Origin of the sequence: Pedobacter ginsengiterrae (assembly GCF_039537385.1) — a bacterium.
GTDB lineage: Bacteria > Bacteroidota > Bacteroidia > Sphingobacteriales > Sphingobacteriaceae > Pedobacter > Pedobacter ginsengiterrae.
Genome location: NZ_BAABAK010000003.1, coordinates 310,008 through 333,771, shown reverse-complemented (window position 1 = coordinate 333,771; position 23,764 = coordinate 310,008). Strand labels below are relative to the sequence as shown.

19 protein-coding genes are annotated in these 23,764 nt (G+C 36.6%); 14 read left to right on the top strand and 5 right to left on the bottom strand.

The annotated features are described in order from the left end of the window. The first annotated feature begins 51 nt into the window (after positions 1-51). The 13 genes from murC (at position 52) to ABD692_RS03595 (ending at position 17,157) form a co-directional block, all read left to right on the top strand. Positions 52-1,407, top strand: coding sequence for a UDP-N-acetylmuramate--L-alanine ligase (gene murC / locus ABD692_RS03655; protein ID WP_344765006.1), 1,356 nt, complete (start codon positions 52-54; stop codon positions 1,405-1,407). Further along, positions 1,400-2,527, top strand: coding sequence for a cell division protein FtsQ/DivIB (locus ABD692_RS03650; protein ID WP_344765004.1), 1,128 nt, complete (start codon positions 1,400-1,402; stop codon positions 2,525-2,527). The genes murC and ABD692_RS03650 overlap by 8 nt, the downstream gene beginning before the upstream one ends. A gap of 46 nt (positions 2,528-2,573) precedes the next feature. Next, positions 2,574-3,932, top strand: a complete 1,359-nt coding sequence (gene ftsA, locus ABD692_RS03645; protein ID WP_316759713.1) for a cell division protein FtsA — start codon at positions 2,574-2,576, stop codon at positions 3,930-3,932. A gap of 129 nt (positions 3,933-4,061) precedes the next feature. Further along, positions 4,062-5,681, top strand: coding sequence for a cell division protein FtsZ (ftsZ, locus tag ABD692_RS03640; protein ID WP_316759710.1), 1,620 nt, complete (start codon positions 4,062-4,064; stop codon positions 5,679-5,681). A 166-nt stretch (positions 5,682-5,847) separates the two neighbouring features. Continuing rightward, positions 5,848-7,089 carry an aminotransferase class I/II-fold pyridoxal phosphate-dependent enzyme gene (locus ABD692_RS03635; protein ID WP_316759707.1) on the top strand — a complete coding sequence of 414 codons (1,242 nt, stop codon included), beginning with the start codon at positions 5,848-5,850 and terminating at the stop codon, positions 7,087-7,089. A 258-nt stretch (positions 7,090-7,347) separates the two neighbouring features. Next, entirely contained in the window at positions 7,348-7,524 is a 177-nt protein-coding gene (locus ABD692_RS03630; RefSeq protein ID WP_316759705.1) for a histone H1, read from the top strand. Between the two features lie 419 nt (positions 7,525-7,943). After that, the gene (locus tag ABD692_RS03625) at positions 7,944-8,159 is read left to right on the top strand and encodes a helix-turn-helix transcriptional regulator (RefSeq protein ID WP_316759702.1); all 216 of its coding nucleotides are present in this window, start codon (positions 7,944-7,946) and stop codon (positions 8,157-8,159) included. Next, positions 8,156-8,488, top strand: a complete 333-nt coding sequence (locus tag ABD692_RS03620) for a HipA N-terminal domain-containing protein (protein ID WP_344765000.1) — start codon at positions 8,156-8,158, stop codon at positions 8,486-8,488. The genes ABD692_RS03625 and ABD692_RS03620 overlap by 4 nt, the downstream gene beginning before the upstream one ends. After that, positions 8,478-9,473 (top strand): type II toxin-antitoxin system HipA family toxin, encoded by a 996-nt coding sequence (locus ABD692_RS03615; RefSeq protein WP_344764998.1) that lies wholly within the window; start codon positions 8,478-8,480, stop codon positions 9,471-9,473. The genes ABD692_RS03620 and ABD692_RS03615 overlap by 11 nt, the downstream gene beginning before the upstream one ends. 76 nt (positions 9,474-9,549) lie before the next feature. After that, complete coding sequence (locus ABD692_RS03610; protein WP_344764996.1) at positions 9,550-10,095, top strand: hypothetical protein; 546 nt, start codon at positions 9,550-9,552, stop codon at positions 10,093-10,095. 983 nt (positions 10,096-11,078) lie between these two features. Then, positions 11,079-14,273, top strand: a complete 3,195-nt coding sequence (locus ABD692_RS03605) for a SusC/RagA family TonB-linked outer membrane protein (RefSeq protein ID WP_344764994.1) — start codon at positions 11,079-11,081, stop codon at positions 14,271-14,273. 27 nt (positions 14,274-14,300) lie between these two features. Then, the gene (locus ABD692_RS03600) at positions 14,301-15,857 is read left to right on the top strand and encodes a RagB/SusD family nutrient uptake outer membrane protein (RefSeq protein ID WP_344764993.1); all 1,557 of its coding nucleotides are present in this window, start codon (positions 14,301-14,303) and stop codon (positions 15,855-15,857) included. Between the two features lie 130 nt (positions 15,858-15,987). Further along, positions 15,988-17,157: an alpha/beta hydrolase-fold protein gene (locus tag ABD692_RS03595; protein WP_344764991.1), complete on the top strand. Its 1,170-nt coding sequence runs from the start codon at positions 15,988-15,990 to the stop codon at positions 17,155-17,157. Between the two features lie 75 nt (positions 17,158-17,232). Here the strand turns inward: ABD692_RS03595 and dapA are convergent, their stop codons facing one another. The 3 genes from dapA to ABD692_RS03580 form a co-directional block, all read right to left on the bottom strand. Further along, complete coding sequence (gene dapA / locus ABD692_RS03590; protein ID WP_344764989.1) at positions 17,233-18,111, bottom strand: 4-hydroxy-tetrahydrodipicolinate synthase; 879 nt, start codon at positions 18,109-18,111, stop codon at positions 17,233-17,235. Positions 18,112-18,188: 77 nt separating this feature from the next. After that, a complete protein-coding gene (ligA, locus tag ABD692_RS03585; RefSeq protein ID WP_344764988.1) occupies positions 18,189-20,201 on the bottom strand; it encodes an NAD-dependent DNA ligase LigA in 2,013 nt (670 codons plus the stop codon). A gap of 51 nt (positions 20,202-20,252) precedes the next feature. Continuing rightward, positions 20,253-20,927 carry an ACP phosphodiesterase gene (locus ABD692_RS03580; RefSeq protein ID WP_344764987.1) on the bottom strand — a complete coding sequence of 225 codons (675 nt, stop codon included), beginning with the start codon at positions 20,925-20,927 and terminating at the stop codon, positions 20,253-20,255. Between the two features lie 140 nt (positions 20,928-21,067). Here ABD692_RS03580 and tyrS point away from each other — a divergent pair, with 140 nt between their 5' ends. Further along, positions 21,068-22,354, top strand: a complete 1,287-nt coding sequence (gene tyrS, locus ABD692_RS03575) for a tyrosine--tRNA ligase (protein WP_316759674.1) — start codon at positions 21,068-21,070, stop codon at positions 22,352-22,354. 44 nt (positions 22,355-22,398) lie between these two features. On the opposite strand, the gene ABD692_RS03570 is transcribed toward tyrS, so the two are convergent. Next, positions 22,399-23,382, bottom strand: a complete 984-nt coding sequence (locus ABD692_RS03570; protein WP_344764986.1) for a LuxE/PaaK family acyltransferase — start codon at positions 23,380-23,382, stop codon at positions 22,399-22,401. A gap of 19 nt (positions 23,383-23,401) precedes the next feature. Further along, complete coding sequence (locus ABD692_RS03565) at positions 23,402-23,761, bottom strand: hypothetical protein (RefSeq protein ID WP_344764984.1); 360 nt, start codon at positions 23,759-23,761, stop codon at positions 23,402-23,404. Between the last annotated feature and the right edge of the window lie 3 nt (positions 23,762-23,764).

Genomic DNA, 23,764 nt, shown 5'->3' with positions numbered 1-23,764 from the left:
GAATAGAAAAGCAGCTTTAAGCTTTACCTTTTCTACTTTAACCTTAAAAAAATGGAATTAAGTAAAATAAATAGGGTGTATTTTATAGGTATCGGTGGTATCGGTATGAGTGCGCTTGCCCGTTATTTTGCTAAGAGGGGTGTTTTGGTTTGTGGTTACGATAAAACGCGGACTAAACTAACCGAAACGCTCGAACGCGAAGGTATTCTAATTTCTTATCTCGATGAATCTGGATCTTTGCCATGTGCATTTTTAGATAATCACGATGATACATTAATTGTTTATACCCCAGCAATCCCGAAGGATTCTAAAATTTTAAATCATTTTAAAAATCAAAGCTTCAGCTTAAAAAAACGTTCTGAAGTTCTAGGTATTATCAGTAAAGGAATGTTTTGCATCGCCATAGCGGGTACGCATGGTAAAACCACAACTTCTTCTATAGTTGCGCATATTTTAAAAGATACAGGTTACGATTGCACAGCCTTTTTGGGTGGGATAACTAGTAATTACAACAGCAATGTTTTATTTGGAGCTAATAATGTAGTTGTTGTAGAAGCTGATGAGTACGACAGATCGTTTTTAACCTTACATCCTGATGTTGCTGTAATCACTTCAATGGATGCGGACCACCTGGATATTTATGGCGATAAAAGCCAGCTGGAAGAATCCTTTCATCTTTTTGCAGGTCAGCTTAAAGCTGAAGGTAGCTTATATGTGCACGAAGGCTTGCCAGTTAAGAATGCAATTACTTATGCTGCAAATTCAACAGCCGACGCTAAAGCAGAAAACTTAAGAGTAGAAGGCTCGAAATTTGTTTTTGATTATTCAGACCAAACTCAACAGATTAAAGATTTAAACTTAATGTTGCCTGGTAAACATAATGTAGGAAATACTACTGTTGCCATTGCTATTGCATTAAAATTGGGAATATCGGCTGATAAAGTCAAGCAAGCGGTTGCAAACTTTAAAGGTGTTAAACGTCGTTTCGAATATATTGTAGATAACGAAAAGCAAATTTATATCGATGACTACGCGCATCATCCTGAAGAACTAAAAGCCTGTTTTGATGCCCTTAGACAATTATATCCAGAAAAGAAATTAACCGTTATTTTTCAACCGCATTTATTTACCCGCACCAGAGATTTTGCAGATGAGTTTGCAAAAGTTTTGAGTACAGCAGATGATTTGATGTTGTTAGATATTTATCCAGCGAGAGAACTGCCGCTTGAAGGAATCAATTCGCAGTTTCTTTTGGATAAAATTAGTTTAGCTGATAAACAAGTTTGTAGTAAAGAATTTGTAATTAATTATGTTGCCAAAACAAAACCAGAACTCGTATTAACAGTTGGTGCAGGCGATATTGATACTTTAATTGAACCTTTAAAAAACACATTAAACCATGTTTAAACGAATAAACTGGAGCGCAATTTTTACTGGCTTTGCCTGGCTAATCAGTCTGGCAGGATTGGTTGTGCTTTTGAGTTTTATTAACGTTAAAAAGCAAACGGTAAAATGCACCAATGTTAAAATATTAATTCCTGGAGCTGATAATTTTATCGAAAGAGAGGAAGTTGATCAGATTTTAAGAGAAGATCAAGGTGTTTTAATTGGACGTAGCCTGGAGAAAATAAACATCCATCAGATTGAGAAAAAACTACAAGCTAATCCATACATCGGTTTTGCGAAGGTTTATGTAGATATGGATGGGGTATTGCATATCGAAATTAAACAGAGACAGCCAATACTTAGAATTTTGAACTTAACGGGTCAGGATTTTTATATTGATAACGATGGTTTGAAAATGCCAATCTCGCCAAACTTTACGGCGAATGTGCTGGTTGCAACAGGTAATATTCAGGAAGTGTTTGGTACACGTGTTGATACTTTGAGAACGCAAATGGCTCGAGATTTATACAAAACCGCTCAATATTTTAAGAAAGATACACTTTGGGATAACCAGATTGAACAAATAATTGTTGATACTAAAAACGATATTCAATTGATACCAAGAGTAGGCAATCAGCGAATTATTTTGGGTACAGCAGATTCATTGGATAAAAAAATGAAAAACCTGTTGGTTTTTTATAAACAGGCTATGCCGCAAGTTGGATGGGAGACCTACAAAACGATTAACATTAAATATACCAATCAAATAATTGGTGAGAAGAGAGATTCATCAGCAATAAAGAAACAGGTAAAAGTACTTTCAGCTGCTGATAGTTCGAGGATAACAAGGAAAGTATCCGATTCACTAATAAGAGATGTAATCGGGAAATCAATTGCAGAAACAAATCCCGATGCTGATCGTAAAGAGAACCAGGTTAAGGCAATTGCGGCCAAGCCCGAGGTGAAAAAGCCTAAACCCACGATTACCAAACCAGAGGTGGTTAAAGAGAAACCAAAAGCGACTCCCGTAAAAACAGAAGCTAAAAAGGATAAACCAGCTTCAGCACAAACGGTGTCAAAACCAAAAACTGTAAAGCCTGATGCAAATCAGAAGAAACCAGTAGAGAAAAAGAATAAATAAGATCCCTTTCAAGAACAAAATATATAACTCAACAAAATTAACGAATATGGACAAGGCAAAATTTACCAGTCAGTCTCCAATTGTAGTCGGCCTGGATATCGGTACTACTAAAATATGTGTTATCGTAGGTCGCAGAACACAGCATGGCAAAATCGAGGTATTAGGCATCGGTAAGGCAGAATCGGCAGGGGTTACTCGAGGAGTGGTTTCTAATATTCAGAAAACCGTTCAGGGAATTGCTCAGGCTGTAGAAATTGCCAGCGGACAATCAAATGTAGAAATACAGGTGGTGAATGTTGGTATTGCTGGCCAGCATATTAAAAGCTTGCAGCATCGTGGCATTTTAACCAGAAGAGAATTAAATAACGAAATCGGTAAAAAAGATATCGATAAGTTAATTGATGATATGTTCAAGCTGGTTATGCCTCCTGGAGAAGAAATTATTCATGTGTTACCACAAGAATTTACTATAGATAATGAGCCAGGGATTAAAGATCCAATTGGTATGGCTGGCGTTCGTTTAGAGGCTAACTTTCATATCATTTCTGGTCAGGTAACTGCAGTTAAAAATATTATCAAATGCGTAAATAATGCGGGCTTACAAACTCAGGATTTAATTCTTGAGCCTTTGGCTTCTTCTGAATCGGTGTTGAGCGATGAAGAGAAAGAGGCTGGTATTGCTTTGGTAGATATTGGGGGTGGTACAACTGATATTGCAATTTTTCATGAAGGGATTATTCGTCATACCGCTGTTATTCCTTTTGGAGGTAACAGTGTAACTGAAGATATTCGCGAGGGTTGCTCGGTGATGCGTAATCAGGCTGAGTTATTAAAAACACGTTTTGGATCTGCTTTGGCCGAAGAAAATAAAGAAAACGAAATAATCTGTGTTCCAGGATTACGCGGTAGAGAGCCTAAAGAAATTTCAGTAAAAAATCTTGCTTACGTGATTCAGGCTCGTATGGAAGAAATTATAGAACACGTTTACTATGAAATTAAAGCTTCTGGATACGAGAAAAAATTAATTGGTGGTATTGTGATTACTGGCGGTGGTGCGTTATTAAAGCATTTATCTCAGGCGGTAGAATATGTAACTGGCTTGGATTGCCGTATCGGTTATCCTAACGAGCATTTATCTAAATATGAAGATATGCCGAAAACTATTTATGATGATTTGAAAAGCCCGATGTATGCAACAAGTGTTGGTTTGTTAATCAAAGGCATTCAGCGTGCGGAAGAGCAGGAAATTGAAATTAAGAAGGGCACTGTAATCGTTGATAAATCAAAACCTCAGAAAGAAAAAGAGAAACGCGGTCCAGGTTTATTTGATAAGTTACTTGCAAAAACAAAGATTTTCATCCAGGATGATATGGATGTAAGCGATGAAGATTACTTGAAAAGCTAATTTTTTTCCACAAAAAGTGAGTTTTCCACATTATGAACACTTGTGGAAAACGTCTGTTGAAAAAGTGTTAATATTACATTGAGTAATGAACAGAATTTAAGAATTTTTAAACAACTGATTCATAATATTATGCAGTTCGAAATGTTAAAAGATAAGTCGTCAATCATCAAAGTTATTGGTGTTGGAGGCGGTGGCGGCAACGCAGTGAACCATATGTACCTATCGGGTATTACTGGTGTGGATTTTATTATTTGTAATACCGATGCCCAGGCTTTGGAATCTAGCCCTATACCTAACAAGGTACAATTAGGTGCAAGTTTAACCGAAGGAATGGGTGCTGGTTCTATTCCCGAAGTTGGTAAAAATTCGGCAATAGAAAATATAGATGATATTAAAGCGATGTTGGGCAGCACAACCAAAATGCTTTTTATTACAGCAGGAATGGGTGGTGGCACTGGAACAGGCGCTAGTCCCATTATTGCAAAAGCCGCTAAAGAACTGGATATTTTAACCGTAGCGATAATCACAACGCCATTTTCTTTTGAAGGAAAAAGAAGAAAATTGCAGGCGGATGAAGGCATGGAAGAACTTAAGAAATATGTAGATTCTTATCTTGTAATTTCTAACGACAGATTACGTGAAATTTTCGGAAACTTAACCTTGGGCTCTGCTTTTGGTCAAGCTGATGATATTTTAACAACAGCTGCAAAAGGCATTGCCGAAATCATTACTGTTCCAGGTTATATAAACGTAGATTTTAAAGATGTACGTACCGTAATGAAGGAAAGTGGTGTTGCTATAATGGGTAGTTACGCTGCCGAAGGCGATGACAGAGCTTTACAGGCAGTTGAGGGTGCTTTGGCATCTCCATTGTTAAAAGACAACGAAATTGAAGGTGCAAGATATATTTTATTAAACATCAGTTCAGGTTTACGTGAGGTAACTATGGATGAGGTGTCTATTATTACAGATTACATTCAAGAAAAAGCAGGCTTATCAGCCGATTTAATCTGGGGTAATTGTACGGATGAATCATTAGAAAATAAGTTATCTGTAACCATTATCGCTACAGGTTTCCAAACTTCTGAGGAACGTGTACACGAAGAAAAAAACAAAAAGAAAATTTCTTTATTAACACCTGAGGAAGCACCCTTAGTACGTGTTGTTGAACCTGTTAATTCTTTTATTCAGCCTAAAGCTGCTCCTGTATTAGAGCCAGTTATGAAAGCTAAAGAAGAAACACCACAAGCAGATTTGTTTGGAGGTATGTTTAATAAAGCTGAAGCACCAAGATACCAGGAACCAGAAAATGATGTAATTCGTCATACTTTGATTGAAGAAGAGCCTCAGGCTGAAGCGCCTGCAGAAACAGGTTTCGAATTTGAGATTAAGCTTGCAGAAACTGAATTTGTTTTTGAAACACCGGTTGCTGAAATTCCATCAATACCAGAACCTGAAATGCCAGTTGTTGGTTTAGACGATAATCAAAACGATGAATCGGTTGAAGAACAACTTAAAAAATCAAGAGAACGTATTATGCGTTTAAAAGATTTGAGTATGAAACTTCGTACTACGAATGGCTTACAAGAATTAGAAAACGAACCTGCTTATAAACGCAAGCAAATGCAGTTACAACAGGTTCAGCATTCCTCAGAATCGCAGGTTAGCCGCTTTACATTAAGCAACGATCAGGATGGTGGTACAGAGATTAGACCTAACAATTCTTTTCTACACGATAATGTTGATTAAATTAATCTAAACATATTTTTAAGGCTCCGAATAAACACGGGGCCTTTTTGGCATAATATTAGATTGTTAAATATTCTTAATTGACACCTTACAGATGAATCGGGTTGATTTTAAGACGAATAAACCGTAAATTCGCAAAAATTATTACAAAAAAATACATAAAACATTGGATATATTTGATAAGATAGCAAAGCACATGGGCCCACTTGGTCAACACCAAAAATGGTCTCATGGGTATTTCTCATTTCCAAAATTAGAGGGAGAAATTGCACCACATATGCAATTTAAAGGAAAAGAGCATTTGGTTTGGAGTTTAAATAACTATTTAGGCTTAGCCAATCACCCTGAAGTTAGAAAGGCTGATGAGCAAGCTGCAGCAGAATTTGGTATGGCTTACCCAATGGGCGCCAGAATGATGAGCGGTAACTCAAAATATCACGAACAACTAGAGCAAGAATTGGCTGTTTTTGTAGGTAAACCTGATGCATTCTTATTAAACTATGGTTACCAGGGTATGGTTTCGATTATTGATACCTTAGTTGATAGAAATGATGTAATTGTATACGACGCAGAGTCTCATGCCTGCATTATCGATGGACTTCGTTTACACATGGGTAAAAGATTCGTGTATCAACATAATGATATTGACAGCGCTCGTAAACAGTTAGAGCGTGCTACTAAATTAACAAAAGAATCGGGTGGTGGCATACTTTTAATTACTGAAGGTGTTTTCGGAATGAGTGGAGCGCAAGGTAAATTAAAGGAAATCGTTGAACTTAAAAACGATTTCGAATTCCGTATTCTTGTTGATGATGCGCATGGTTTTGGTACTATGGGTAAAACTGGAGCAGGAACACATGAAGCGCAGGATTGTATCGACGGTATTGATGTATACTTCGGTACGTTTGCAAAATCTATGGCAGGTATCGGTGCATTTGTTGCTTCAACTGAAGAGATTACGAATTTTTTAAGATATAACATGCGTTCTCAAACTTTTGCTAAGGCGTTACCTATGCCGATGGTTATTGGTTTATTAAAACGTTTAGAATTATTGAAAAGCCAACCTGAGTTAAAAGATAAACTTTGGGAAATTGCTACAACCTTACAAAAAGGTTTACGTGAACGTGGTTTCGATTTAGGGGTTACAAACTCTGTTGTAACACCTGTTTTCTTAAAAGGCGAATTAACAGATGCAACTGCAATTACTTTCGATTTACGCGAAAATTACAGCATCTTCTGTTCAATTGTTGTTTATCCAGTGATACCAAAAGGTATGATCGAATTACGTTTAATTCCAACTGCAGTACATACCCTTGAAGATGTACAACGTACCTTAGATGCTTTCAGTGAAGTTTCTCAGAAATTAGAAAACGGTTACTATAAGGAAAATCAGTTTGCCATAGCTTAAATTGAAAATATTTTGAATAGCCCTTTAATTAACTTTAAAGGGCTTTTTTATTTTATTTCGTTTTGTATTTTATTGATTTACAGTATTTTGTCTTCGTTTTTGTCGCTGTTAATGTGTGTAAAACTATATAATGTGGAAAAAAACGGGTTTAAAGGCTGTTTTTTGTGCTCTGAAAAGTTTTTTATTTAATTAAAGCCTTGTAAATTAGACTTACAAATAATTAAAACTAAAAACCTAAAATTACAGGAGCCATTAAAAATGAAAAAATTTGAAGAAGTAAAAAGTTTGGTTGCAGCTTTAGAAGCTGACGCAGACAAGTTTTATAACAAAGGTAATAGTGCAGCTGGTACTCGTGTACGTAAAGGCATGCAAGATTTGAAGAATTTAGCACAAGATATTCGCTTAGAAGTTCAGAATACAAAAAACAGCGCTTAAGGATATATAAATATTATAAGATGGCTCAGAATTTTCTGAGCCATTTTTATAACTAGCCATTTTTGATTACCGTTGTCTAAATTACCAGATAGCATCTTACTTAAAATTCCTCACCTGGGGTATCCTCTGATCTTCCGCAACGCTACATGCGTTTGTTCTCCACGGGATGTGTCCCGCACTCATTTTAACTCATACCTCAATGGTGACGAATGATCAATTTGTCAAAAGTTTTACAGATCATCAGAGTATCTAAGATTAGCCCATAGATAGGTTACTTAAACTCTAATTCCATAGTATACTGTGAAATAGAGGATGAGCTCTACTGGAAATTTAATTTTTAAATCAAAAAACACATTATAGTATGTTTTTAGATTAATTATTAATTTTAATTATTATTTTTGATTGAAATTCATATTACAATGGGAAAAAAACTTGGTGATTCATTGAAAGAAAGAAGAAAGCAGTTGCGAATGACTCAGTTTGATTTGGCTGAACTCGCGGGTATCAGCGCAAATACCTTGTATAAAATTGAGCGTAACCAGGCAAACCCGACCCTGGCCGTCATTGAGAAAATTACACTCATCTTAGGCCTGGAACTATCCTTATCTATTAGACAAGTTAATATAAATCGATGAGACAGGCAGCCGTATTTTTGAACAACCTGCTTGCAGGTTATTTAACTGAAATAGATGATAGCAAGTATAGCTTCTCCTATGAAGAAAACTATTTTTTAGATCCCAAGCTGCCATCGATTAGTTTAACGCTTCCAAAGGATCAAAAAGAATATATAAGCGAATCGCTGTTTGCTTTTTTTTACAATATGCTTTCTGAGGGTGTAAACAAGAAAATGCAATCTAGGCAGTTCCAGCTAGATGAAAATGATGCGTTTGGTCTGCTGCTGAAAACTGCAGGATCTGACACCATTGGTGCTGTAACCGTTAAAGAAATTATAAATGGAAATTAAAACTGATCCTGGAACACTTGCTTCTGGCTTTGAGACCTATAGCCCGTTAGCTTTGCGACGATTGTTTGGCGGTAAGGTGGTCAGTCATATCCTGCCGTATCTTTCTCCTGATAAAAATGAAAAAGATGCAGAAATATTCCTGGAAAACCGAAAGCGCATCTCAATCTCTGGGGTACAGGAAAAACTTTCGATGATTCGGACAGGGAAAACCTTACGCCTGACTAAGGAAGGTGAACAGGGAACTTATCTGCTCAAACCTATTCCGCGGGATGTCCGGTTTCCCAGCCAGGTCCCAGCCAATGAACACCTGACTATGCAAATCGCAAAACAGGTCTATGGATTGCAAACCGCAGAAAATGCACTGATCTTTTTTGAAAGCGGTGAACCAGCTTATATCACCCTACGTTTTGATGTTAAGCCTGATGGAAAAAAATGGCGCATGGAAGACTTTGCCAGCCTGGCCGGAAAGGTGAGCGCAGATGGAAGCCCAGATTATAAATATGATTACAATTATGAATCCATTGCAGCCCTGATCAGGCAGTTCGTACCCGCATGGCGGATCGAAATGGAAAAATTCTTTGCACTAGTGCTGTTTAACTACCTGTTCTCCAACGGCGATGCCCACCTGAAAAATTTCTCCCTTCTTGAAACCCAGCAAGGTGATTTTATTCTAGCGCCTGCCTATGACCTGCTCAATACCAAAATACATGTAAACGATGCGAATTTCGGATTGAATGGAGGCCTATTTGCTGATAACTATCAGTCTGCCTATCGCAGAAACCATGGCCATGTGGCTGGTAGCGATTTTAGGGAATTTGCTAAACGGATCGGTATCCAGGAAAAACGTGTCGACAAACTTTTATTGCCTTTTGCCCAAAAGCAAGGGCAGGTGGAACAACTGATCGAAAATTCCTATTTACTGGCTGCCCAGAAAAAAACCTATCTGTTAAACTACAACCGGAAGCGTAAACTCTTAAGCTGCTGATACCAAATTATTTTATTACTGTTGTAGCGTTAGTGCAGCCCGCCCCGTTTAGAAGATAAACCTCAGGAACCAGATCATGAAAAACATAACGCTTAAAACCAGCATCTTAATGCTTGGCCTTATCATCCTAGTAAGCTGCAAAAAACCATTCGCTACACCCGCACCTGGAAGATCTGATTCTTTTTTGCCTATGCAAGTCGGTAACCTCTGGTATATGAATAATCAAAACTTTACCGAAATCAAGGACAGTGTTATGATTAGCGGAAAACTTTACTACAAATTTGTTTCACTCATCGGAGGCGATGCTTATGCAACCAGTTACCTGCGCATCGATGAAAACGGAAAACTCATTTCCAGCGATCCCAGATTTCCGGATTTAAAGGTCATTCGCGGAGATTTCAGCGCCAAAGTTGGTGATCAGTTCTTCACCACTGGAATAGGAAACGATACCGATCAGCAGGTGACCGTTACAGAGAAAACCGATACTAAAATGAGTTTTTCCTTCGACTACATCTATCACGTTAACTTAAAAGGACATCCTTATGTGAACACCTACATCAAAGGGCAGGGTTATCCGGGAGACTGGACGAGATTAAAGATCAATGGGGTGGTGCTGAAATAACCAGCAATGCTAAGTAAAAAAAAACAGATCCCTATTTACATCACAGCTAGCTGCTACTATGAGTCTACCCATTGCAGTTTCCCAGCCAATGATTTTCTGGGAAGGATCGACTAATTCGATGGATAACAACAGAGACCTGAGAACGTATACTTGATCGAAGACGATTTATATCTTATAGGTATTATAATTCTTTTCTGAACGCTGGCTGTGATGGAAGTTATTATGCCTTAAAAACATGGTGATGATATGGACTTTTTCTTCTGGTAATAGCGGACTAATCACAGAGCAGATATGAGCTTGATTTCATTCATGCTTTTTCAGTCACTACGCTTGTTTGCGGATAGATTCGAATTAATAAGCAGTTGGGTTCATAAGTTAGCCGCTAATGTTAGATTTCCATCCGATATATATCGGTCTTTTGTACTGAATTGCATGAAAGCAAAATCTCATTTCAGTGTTTATCAACAAAAAATCAAAAAGATCATGTTATTTTTAGAGCCAATTTCTTTTATTTTAGGATATGGTCTTAGAATCCAGTCTATAGGTATTTTAAGCTGTATTTTTTAATTATTAGTTGAAATCTTTAAGATAATAGATGACCTATTTTAATCTAATATGTATAAGTAATTATACGATATATTTTATGTTCTGTTTAGAAGTTTTTTTTTAAAATTTCTCTTGACTTTGTTAAGTTAATTATCTAATATTGAGTTAGTAAATCGTTTTAACTCTAACCAAGTATATTATGAAATCTAATTTAGGCCTCCAAAAGGATTGTCGATCTGTCTATTAATATGGCTTTTCCTGCTCAATTGTACCAATAATATTTCAGCTTTAATTTTATACTAAATCACTATATATTTTTGCTTGTTATTTATTTTAATTAATCACTAAATCGTTTAACTATTAAATCGTTTTACCATTAACAAATAGTACAATTATAAATTCAAACTAACCATTTACTAAATCTTAAACTAATGAAAATGAATCTACTAAAGATTTCAGGGCTTGCTGTGCTTTTTTCGCTCAATAACCCTGCTTTTTCAATGAATCCAGGAGGGGAGGAAGCCAAAGGATTTCCAACTGACCACACAAAAGCCTCAATTTTGAGCATTAGGGCAGTCATTGGCGGAACAGTCGTTGATGAGAAAGGCCAACCTATTCCAGGTGTGGGCGTTAAAAATTTATCTTCTGGAAAATCTGCCGTGACAGATGCCTCAGGTAAGTTCAGTATCGAAGCTAACGCAAGTGATGTACTTCGATTCAGCTATGTGGGCTATCAGAATAAAGATGTCACCGTAGGAAGCCAGACGAATCTGAATGTTAAAATTGAACCAGCCGAAGCCAGCAAGCTTGATGAAGTTGTTGTAATCGGTTATGGTCAGGTTAAAAAATCAGATTTAACAGGTTCGGTTGGCGTTGTTAAAGCAAGCGAATTACAGGAACGTCCCGCCTCCTCACTTAATCAGGCACTTGCAGGCAGAATTTCTGGTGTACAGGTAAACACCAACTCAGGTCGTCCAGGTGGGCAAACCAATATCAAAATTAGAGGTTTCAGTTCTATCAACACCAGTAATAATCCATTATATGTTGTTGATGGTGTAGCTTTACCTGTTGGGACTCAAACACAAAACAGTAATGCGATCGATTATATTAATCCAAGCGATATTGCATCTGTTGAGGTATTAAAAGATGCATCATCAACCGCTATTTACGGAGCAAGAGGTGCTAATGGTGTAATCCTCATCACAACAAAAAAAGGTACTGCAAATACGCAAAGAATCACCTACGATGCAGAGTTTTCTACTAATACTTTAGGACCAAAACATGTAGAAATGCTTGATGCATTCGAATATGTAAAGGTGCAGGATTTGGCTTATGACAATATAAAAGTTTACGATCCGGTAGGTTGGGCAGCAGGAAGCTATGCTTCAACTCCTGTTCCAAAAGCTGCAAGAATTGCTTTACCTCAATTCTTTGATGGTAATGGTAATCCTTTATATAATACCGACTGGTTAAAAGAATCAGTACAAAATAAGCTTTCTCAAAATCATCAGTTAGGTTTTACAGGTGGCAATGAAAACAGCACATATGGTGTTTTCGCGGGTTACCGCGATGATCAGGGGTTATTATTAAATTCCTATTTGAAACGCTATTCTGCTCGATTTAATTTCGATAGTAAAATTAAATCATGGTTAAAAGTTGGCGGTAACTTGAGTTACAACAATCAAAAAGAAAACATTGTAGATCAGGGAACTGGCGGATTAAACTCCGTTCGTATGATTACAGAAGCTTTTCCTTTTCTTCCAATTAAGTTAGCTGATGGCAAATGGGGTGATAATAAACTTATTCCCTGGGCAGAAGGTGGATCTAATCCTGTGCACATTCTAACCGATCAAAAATATGGTGTTGTTACCCAGACGCTATTGGGAAGTTTATATAGCAGTATCAGCTTAACCAAAGATTTAGAGTTTCGTACACAATTAGGATCAAATGTTGTAACCAGAGGCGTGAATGAATATAATGCAAAATTGCTATATGGTATATCTGATGGGCAGAACGGAACCGCTAATATCACAGATTCAAGAGAAACTTTCTGGTCGATTGAAAATTACTTAACCTATAATAAACGTTTTGCAGAAAAACATGCGATTAATGCTTTACTAGGTATTTCATGGCAAGAAACAAACTTTTTTAGTAATACAAGTCATGCAGAAAATTTTGTAACTGATTTTTATCAGGAGAATAACATTGGTTCAGGTAGTAAATCTATAACTGTTGGTTCGAACAGAAACCGTTCTGCGTTTAACTCTTACTTTGGAAGGGTAAATTATGCATTTCAGGATAAGTATTTGTTAACAGTTACGGGAAGGGTAGATGGTTCATCTAAATTTGGTGATAACCACAAATACGCATTCTTCCCTTCTGCAGCGTTAGCTTGGAAGGTTTCAGATGAAGATTTTCTTAAAGGCAATAAAACCGTTTCAAACTTAAAATTGCGTACCAGTTATGGTTTAAGCGGTAACTCAGAGCTACCAGCTTATCAGTCCCTAGCCACACTAGTTAACAATTCTGCAATTATTAATGATAGCAGAGTTACGGGTATTGGAATTGGAAGATTAGCAAATCCAGATTTAGTTTGGGAAAAAACAGCTCAGTTTGATGGTGGTTTTGAATTAGGATTATTTAATAATCGCATTAATATCGAAGCTGATATCTATTACAGAAAAACAACCGATATGCTTTTGGATGCACCAGTTCCACGTTCAACAGGTTATTCTGTAATTCGTAAAAACGTAGGCTCTATGGAAAATAAAGGTTTGGATCTTGGAATTACGAGCACAAACATAGAATCTGAAAATTTTACATGGAAAACTAGTTTTAACATTTCATTAAACAGAAATAAAGTACTCTCTTTAGCTACTCCTGATGATATCTTTGGCGTTGGTAATCCTAATTTCACTAATCAAACTGGAATTATCAGAGTTGGAGAACCAGTAGGCTCTTTCTGGGGTTTAGTTCGATTAGGAACTTGGAGCGAGGCAGAACGTGCGCAGGCAGCTCAATTTGTAAGTTATCGTGGTGGAAAAACACTTCTTCCTGGAGATATCAAATATCTTGATGTAAATGGTGATAAAGCTATTACTGATGCAGATCGTCAGATTATTGGTAATGGAATGCCTAAAGGTTGGGGCTCATTTTCGAACTCATTCCGCTACAAAAATTTAGATCTGATTGTTGAGTTACAATATTCTTACGGTAATGATGTGCTGAATATGACGCACCACTCTGGAGAAGACAGACAAGTACAGGCAAACAGTTTTGCTAGTGTGCTAAATGCATGGACTCCTCAGAATCAAAATACATCAATCGCAGCCATTCGCGATCAATCTGCGGGTTATGTAACCAATGTTGATACACACTGGTTGGAAGATGGCTCATTCATCAGAGGGAAAAACCTTTTATTGGGTTATACTTTTAACTCTTCAGTTGCACAAAAATTACACTTAAGTAAGCTTCGTATTTATACTTCTGTTCAGAATTTCTTCTTAGCAACCAAGTATACAGGAAATGATCCAGAGGTAACCACTTATGGTAATGCATTTGCGCAGGGACAAACATTTTTTGATTATCCGAAACCGACAACATTTATGTTGGGCTTAAACATCGGATTATAAATATTACTAATCAATAAGAATACTAAAATGAAAATCAACATAAAAAATACCTTTTTGTTATTGCTTCTAAGCGGAGCGATAATGAGTAACTCTGGTTGCAAAAAGTTTTTAGATGAAGAAGATCCAACAAATTTATCCCCATCTAGTTTTTATACTTTGCCAGAACATGCTGAGGCAGGAATTGCTGCGGTTTATTCAGAACTGAGATTTATTGGCGGCGGTGCAGGTATATTTTCGAATAACTGGCAAATGTTCGATGCTCCTAGTGGAATTCAATCGACAGAAACAGCTCAAAACTCTGATTTAAATAACCTTTACTCTTTGATTTACGATGGCTCTAATCTTCATATTAATCAAAACTGGAATGGCTTTTATAAAGTTATCGCTCAGGCCAATTTGGTTTTAGATAAAGTTCCTGGTATCAACCCAATGGATGCAGTTCAAAAGAAACGTATTTTAGGGGAAGCATCTTTTGTAAGAGCATGGGCATATTTTTACCTTGTACGTTTATGGGGCGATGTACCGTTGATTCTTAAACCAATAACAAGTCCAAGTGATCCAAATTTTGCGCCAGCCAGAACGCCACAGGCACAGGTTTATAAACAAATTGTTGATGACTTGGTATTGGCAGAGGCTGCAGGTTTACCTTTTATGGATGCAAGTGGAAGAACATCTACGGCAGCTATTAAAACAGAGCTTGCAAAAGTATACTTAACTATGGCTGGACAGCCCTTAAATTTGGGCGCTGCTTATTATAAGTTATCGGCAGATAAAGCTAAAGAAGTAATCGACTATTCGACCAGCAATCCTTCGAGTCTTGGTCTTTTTACCAGCTACGCGGCTATACATAATGCAACCAATGATAATAAGATAGAGCATTTATTTGGAATCCAATATAATGATGCTGCTGGAGCTGGTAATCCACTTCAATCATCTTATCTTCCATTACACCAACCATTAGTTTCTAAAATTGATGGTATCGGAACCTCTATTCCAACACCAGAATTTTATGCATCTTATGAAGCAGGAGATCTTCGTGCAAAAAATAGAGAAGGCTATTTCTTTACCGATTATTACACAGATGGTTTTAAATTGCCTCTTATCAACCGCGGCAAGCCGTTTATTTTCAAGCACTTTGATTTAGTTGCTAATGGTACGCTTGGTGTAGAGGGTACTAGCAGAAGTGATTTGAATATTCCTCAGATTCGTTATGCAGAAACGTTGTTAATTTATGCAGAAGCACAGAACAGAGCAGATGGCTCACCAAATGCAGCTGCTTATGCGGCAGTGAACGCAATTAGAAAAAGAGCGCAATTGGCTGATCTTACAGGTCTGGCTCAAACACAATTTGAAGAAGCTGTTTGGAGAGAGCGCTGGCATGAGCTATGCTACGAAGGCATTACCTGGTTTGATATGTTGCGTTTACGCAAAGCATACAATGAAACAACTAATGGCTTTGATAATTTTATCGGACATTTAAATAAAAGTGTAAATCAACCTTTACAGTCTAAAAACTTATTGTTTCCAATACCAACACCAGAAATTAAAAACAATCCTAAATTGGTTCAAAACCCTGGTTATTAGTAATCAGGTAACGATTCTCATCATGCGGGTGCCTTAAAAGCATCCGCATTTTTTTTGGCCCTTTTGTAAATTTAAGATGCTTGCTTCATTGCATAATTTCCTATCTTTAATAAAGCCAATTATCCCTTTTATGAAAAAAATACTAATCTTAATCCTTTTCCTCAGTACTCAGCTAATTCATGCTCAGGAAAATTTAAATTTTGGACGGCAAAAAGAAATCATTTCACCTCAAACTAATAATGATGGCACCTTTACATTTAGACTTAAGGCAAGTAATGCTAAAAAAGTAGAAATACAGGGTGATTTTTTGATTGCTAAAGGAAACGCACCCACAATTGAACCGATGAAGTTAGGTGCCGATAGCATTTGGACATTCACCTCTTCAATTTTACCATCAGAGCTGTACAGTTATAGTTTTATTGTTGATGGATTAAAAACACGCGATCCAAATAATGTATATCTAATTAGAGATGTATCATCAGTAGTTAATGTTTTTTTAGCAACTGGTGGTAAGGCTGATTTATATACAGTTAACGATGTTCCTCACGGAACTGTTGCAAAACGCTGGTATGAGTCGACAGGACTTAAAGCTAACCGCAGGCTTACAGTTTACACACCTCCAGGCTATGAATCATCAAAAGGAAATTATCCTGTTTTATACCTCTTACATGGTGTTGGTGGTGATGAAGAAGCCTGGATGCAGTTGGGTAGGGCTTCTCAAATACTGGATAATCTAATATCTTCGGGTAAGGCCAAACCTATGATTGTGGTAATGACCAATGGGCATACCAGTAATACCGCTGCTCCAGGAGAATCTTCGAAAGGTCTTTATAAACCAATTATGATGACTCCTGATGTATTTAATGGCGATATGGAAACTTATTTCAAAGAAATTATTGCCTTTACAGAGAAGAATTACCGTACTGGAAAAAATAAAGCAGACCGGGCAATCGCAGGATTATCTATGGGCGGATTTCACTCGCTTTGGATTTCTGCAAATTATCCAAACACTTTTGGTTATGTTGGTTTATTTTCTCCCGCAGTTTTACCACCCGCAAATGCAAATAGTCCGATTTATAAAGACTTAAATGCAAAGCTGGAAACACAAAAAAAGAACGGCTACAACCTTTACTGGATTGCAATAGGTAAAACCGATTTTTTATATAAAAATGTGAGCGATTATCGTAAGAAACTTGATGCCATGAATTTTAAATATGATTATAAAGAAAGTGAAGGTGGGCATACCTGGTCGAATTGGCGAGATTATCTATCTGCTTTTACACCAATGCTTTTTAAGTAAAAAATATCCAAAAGAAAAAGGCTTCCAAATATTAATTGGAAGCCTTTTGTATTTTAACTGTAAGTTTTAAGCTGGTTAGCTTAATTTTTTAAGTTCGGCAATTATAGATTGTTCTAAAGAAGCAGAAGCTTTTATCAGCGGTAACCTTACTGTATCGCCACATATATTTAAATGTTTTAATGCAGCTTTAACTCCTGCAGGGTTGCCTTCTGCAAATGCTAAACGGGTAAATTCTACCAAACTTAAATGAGCTGGCGTAGCAGCTTTAAAATTACCATCAAGACATAAGTTTACCATATCTGTAAATTGTTTCGGCAGTGCATTCGCAATTACTGAAATAATACCAGAAGCTCCTAAAGCAATCATCGGCAAAGTAATCGGATCATCGCCAGAAATCAGCATAAAATCTTCTGGCTTGTCACGCATAATTTGATTGAACTGGTCAAAACTTCCTGAAGCTTCTTTGGTTGCTATGATGTTCTTAAAATCGTGCGCCAATCTGCAAGTCGTTTCTGGGCTCATATTGCTCATTGTACGGCCAGGAACATTATATAAAATAAGGTCTAAAGGAGAAACTTCTGCCAGATATTTATAATGCTGATAAATTCCCTCTTGAGTCGGTTTATTATAATAAGGGCTAACCGATAATATGGCACTGTAACCCGTTGAATCGAATTTTTTAATGTCTTCTGCAACAGCTAAAGTATTGTTGCCACCAATGCCAGCAACTAGAGGTAATCTGTTATTGTTAATTTCAGCAGTATAGGCCCACACCTTCTTCTTCTCGTCCTTCGTCATTGTGGCGGTTTCGCCTGTTGTACCTAAAGAAACGAGGTAATCTATTCCTCCTTCTACCAAATGATTAATCAGGTTTTTTAAACCATTATAATCAACTGATCCATCTGTGTTAAAGGGTGTAACCAATGCTACCCCAGTACCCTGAAATTTGTTCATTATATAAATGTAATTATTGAATTATGACTTATAGACTGAGGGATGTTCAATCGTTTTTCTCTTTCTATAATTCTTTTTTATTTTATCATTGCTAAAAGTTCCGTATCGCTTATTATCGGAATATTTAGTTTTGTAGCCTTTTCTAGTTTTGAGGGTCCCATATTATCTCCTGCAACCAGGAAATTTAATTTAGCCGAAATACTGCTTAATATTTTTCCTCCGTTAGCTTCAATTAAGTCTTTCAGTTCATCGCGGCTATATTGCTCAAAAACGCCCGAAATTACGAATGTTTTTCCAATAAGTGTATCGCTATCGAGTGTAATTACCTTTTCTTCAATTTCAAAAGCTAATCCAGCTAATTTTAATAATTCTATCTGCTTTAAATGCTCCTGATTTCCAAAATACTCAATAATACTTTCGGCAATACGTTGCCCGATTTCATCAATTGCGATTAGTTCTTCTAGTGAAGCGGTTGCAAGTTTGTCGATATTCTTAACACCTGCCGCCAATTTTTTTGCGACGGTTTCACCAACATAGCGAATGCCCAACCCAAATAACACCTTTTCAAAAGGCATCTCCTTCGATTTTTCAATCCCTGCAAGCATGTTATCAATCGAGCGTTCGCCAAATCTTTCAATCCCTTTTAATTCTTCAGATTTCTGATGTAAAGTGTATAAATCACTGATGTGTTTAATTAAGCCTCTTTTAAAAAAAGTTTCGATAGTTTCATCGCCTAAACCATCAATGTTCATGGCTTTACGGCCAATAAAATGTTGAATTTTACCTACAATTTGTGGTGGACAACCTTCATCATTAGGGCAGTAATGAACCGCTTCGCCTTCTTTTCGAATTAATTCAGTTCCACATTCGGGGCAATTATGCAAATAATTTACTTTGGTAGCATTAGCTAAACGTTTATCCAGATTAACTTTAATTATTTTAGGAATAATTTCGCCACCTTTTTCTACAAAAACAGTATCGCCTTCATGTAAATCTAAACGCTCAATCTCATTCGCATTATGTAAGGTGGCCCGTTTAACGGTTGTTCCAGCGAGCAGTACTGGCTTAAGGTTTGCCACAGGTGTTACAGCACCAGTCCGTCCGACCTGATAAGTTACCTTTTCGAGAATGGTTTCTACTTCGGCCGCTTTGTACTTATACGAAATTGCCCAGCGGGGAGATTTTGCCGTAAAACCTAATTCCTGCTGTTGAGCATAGCTGTTAACCTTAATTACAATTCCATCGATATCGTAACTTAGTTTGAAACGTTCATCTTCCCAGTGGTGTATAAAAGCTAAAACATCATCAATGCTGTTAACCAAACGATTATGTTCACAAACATGAAATCCCCAGTCTTTTACAGCGTTTAGGCTATCCCAATGGGTTTTAAATTCGTTTTTATCAGTGTATAAAAAATATATAAATCCATCTAACGGACGTTTGGCTACTTCTTTACTATCCTGCATTTTAACCGTACCCGAAGCAAAATTTCGAGGGTTTGCATAAGGAATTTCTCCAAGTTCTTCGCGTGCAGCATTTAAACGTAAAAAGGCAGCCTTATGCATAAAAATTTCGCCGCGTATTTCGAAATGCTCAGGTGCGTTAGCATTCTTTAACTGATGAGGAATGGTATGGATGGTTTTAACATTGGCCGTTACATCATCACCCTGTGTTCCGTCTCCACGGGTTACAGCTCTGCTTAGCTTACCATTTTCGTAAGTTAAACTAATTGATAATCCATCAAATTTGAGTTCGCAAACATACTCGAAATTATCCCCGATTGCTTTACGGATACGTTCATCAAAATCTCTTAAATCTTGCTCGTTATAGGTATTTCCCAACGATAACATTGGGTATTTATGCTTTACCGTAATGAAGTTTTTGGTTACATCGCCACCAACGCGTTGAGTAGGCGAGTTCGGGTCGGCAAAATCTGGATTGGCTTTTTCCAGTTCCGTTAAATGCTTTAATTTTTTATCAAATTCATAATCACCAATTGTAGGCATCGCCAATACATAATAATTATAATTATGTTGGTTTAACTCCGCAACCAGCGTATCCATTTCTTCTTTTACTTCAAATAGCGACATAACACAAAGATAAAAAAAGGAAGGATGCTTGAAAGACTCTATCTTGATTAGTTAAGATAGTTTCAATTCTATTTCTTCGAATATATCCATGAAATCTTTTTCAAGCACTTCTTTAAAAAAAGCAAGCTGAAAAGTTAATTGATTAATCTGTTTTTCATCTAAAGTTTCGGGCCATAATCGCATGCAAATTCTATTTAAAGCATAGCTGATGTTTTCGAGCTTTTGATAACTTAAAAGATATTTACTGCTTATAAATTGCTCTAAAAATTTGAAGAAGATTTCGGGATTTTTAAGCTTGCAATGTTCCAGAAAATCGCTTAAAGATTCTTTTTTAACTGCAGCCAGTTTATCGTAGAAATGTTTAACCTGAATTAAATTGTGTTCGATGAGTAGGTGATCGAGTAATAATTCCAGTCCAATATGAGCTAAAAATGAAGGTCTAACCGGTGTGTTTTCAACAACGGGGATAATAAGCTGTTTTAACTCGGTTGTTTTTTGCAGAAAGAAATCAGAAGAATGAAAAAACAAATCGACAGCTAAATGTCGTTTCCAGCCAGCAAGCAATCCTTCTTCATCAGAATTACCCAAAAATAAGAACTCATTTTTTTGAGGATATAGGTTTGCTTCTTTTGATGCATTTTTGATCAAATCGGGCAAAACAACTCCCATTACTACATTGGCATCGGTATTTAATCTATCGAAGTAAAAATGAGAAAGGAAATTCATGTTGTAAATATAGTTTTTAAAGTTTCATTTGTGATTAATCTATCCTTAAGATCGTGCCAAGTATGCTAAAATTCAAGTATAGGATTTAAGTTTTCAGCTTTACAGGCAAAAAACTATCTTTGCCAAATTAATTTTATACCATGACAAATTTCGTTGAAGAGTTACGTTGGAGAGGCATGTTACACGACATTATGCCGAATACTGAAGAAAAGTTAAATGAAGGTATGACTTCTGGTTATATCGGTTTTGACCCTACTGCAGATTCATTACATGTTGGGCATTTAACTCAAATCATGACCCTTATTCATTTTCAAAATGCTGGTCATAAGCCATTTGCATTAGTTGGTGGAGCAACAGGTATGGTTGGGGATCCTTCTGGTAAATCTGATGAGCGTAATCTTCAAACTGAAGAAATGATTGAGCATAACCTTAAAGGCATGAAAACTCAATTAGCTAAATTTTTAAAATTTGAAGATGGCGGTAATGGTGCGGTAATGGTTAACAATGCCGATTGGTTTAAGGATATGAATCTTTTTACCTTTATTCGTGATGTAGGTAAGCACATTACCGTTAACTACATGATGGCTAAAGATAGTGTTAAGAGGCGTTTAGAAGGCGATTCTGGTTTATCCTTTACCGAATTTTGTTATCAGTTAATACAAGGTTACGATTTTTATCATTTATGGAAAAACAATAACTGCCTGGTACAAATGGGTGGTTCTGATCAGTGGGGAAATATTGTTACTGGAACAGAGCTAATTAGAAGAAAAGACCAGGGAACTGCTTACGCGATTACCACTCAGCTAATTAAAAAAGCCGATGGAACTAAATTTGGTAAAACAGAAAGTGGTGCCGTTTGGTTAGATGCAGAGAAAACATCACCATATAAATTCTACCAGTTCTGGTTAAATGCATCAGATGATGATGTTAAAAAATGGATAAGAATTTTTACCCTAAAAAGTAAAGAAGAGATTGAGGCCTTGGAAACAGAACACAATACAGCGCCTCACTTAAGAATTTTGCAAAAGGCGCTTGCGGAAGATATAACTGTTAAAACGCACTCAGTTGAAGCTTTGGAAACTGCAATCAAAACTTCTGAGTTTTTATTTGGCAATGGTTCCTTAGAGTTTTTAAAAAGCTTATCAGAAAATCAGGTTTTAGAAATGTTCGAAGGCATTCCACAGTTTAATGTTTCAAAAGCAGAATTAACAGAAGGAATTGATGCGGCAACATTATTAGCTGAAAAAACTGCTGTTTTTACGTCCAAGGGAGAGGCTAAAAAATTGATTCAAGGTGGAGGCGTTTCTGTAAATAAGGAAAAAATTGCCGATGCAAATCAGGTTTTTAATGCTGAAAACTTAATAAATGATAAATTTATTGTGATTCAAAAAGGAAAGAAAAATTATTTCCTTTTAATAGCAGGATAATAAAACGAAATAATTGAAAGCTCTGAGAATTTCTCAGGGCTTTTTTATTGCACTAATAAATTACAACCTCTAATATCTGCATTATCAAAACGGCCTAAAACCTCAAAACTTCCATCGGGGTAAATTTTACCTAAATCTTGCGTAGCAATAAAAGAGCAAGAATTTACATTTGCCAAATCGATAACATTAATACCGCCAGTTCTGCCTTGCGGAATTAGGGAAAGTGGATCGTTTGTATCGCGAATTAAAACCTGCATCCATTTCGGGCAGTTAAAAATGCCCGCTCCTAAAGAATAAGCCTGAGAAAGTAACTCGGTCATGCCATATTCGCTGTGGATAGCTTTAATTCTAAAACCTTTAGTAAGTTGCTCGTGCAACTCTTCCCGGACCATTTCTTTGCGTTTGCCTTTCATGCCGCCAGTTTCCATTACAATAAGGTTAGGGAAGTTGATTTCGTATTGCTCAATAAAATCGAGCAGGGCATAAGTGACGCCAATTAAGACGGTTTTTTGATTCTTTGCTTTTAAATCTTTTAATGTTTCAAAAAGCTCATCATGATTATAAAGAAAATAGCCACTTTGTGGATTCTTACTTTTCTCAATTAAATCGTTAACCATATAAATTAACGATGATCCAGCCCGTTGTTGGTAGGATGGAAGCAGGGCAAGAAAGCAATATTCTTCGATAGCTCCATAAAATTGATTAAAAGCCTGAAGATAACTTTGCTCGTACAATTTCACATTGGTAACCTGATGGCTGCTTTGAATCATGCCAGTGGTGCCAGAACTACTAAATGCGATTTGGATTGGGTTTTTACTGCTTAAAACCGAGTGTGTTTTAAAAAAACTGATGGGCAGAAATGGAATTTGAGTCACATCTTTTACCTCATCAATATTAATTTTTAAATGAAGTATATATTCAGCGTATACAGCACAGTTAGTTGCCTGATGTTTGAATATTTCTAATGCCAGTTGAGTAAACTGTTCATCATTTTGAATCGAAAAAATATTGTCCGCAGTAAAATTCACAGCACAAAAGTACGAAGCCTTATGCTATTTTCTCGTCAGTTTTTTTAACCAGCATCGTTTTACGGAATTGATATCCACAATAACCGCTTATGCCAGCGACCAAGCCGCTAATTAAGCCAGTAACTAAAAGCAAAATCCACCATATTTTTACACCCGTCATTACTGCTACACGACTTGCCAGTACATTATCATTCGGTAAACTTTTAAATAAAGCGTAGCCAATCCAAAGTAAAAATATTGCAAAAAATGATTGCCAAAATGAAATTTTGCCAGTTTTGCCAATAATGCCACAGGTTGCAAAAGAAATAACAATAATTACCCACCATGGAGCAACCATTTGAAGCAGAAAACAAATAATTAATATAACGATGAAAACCATTTT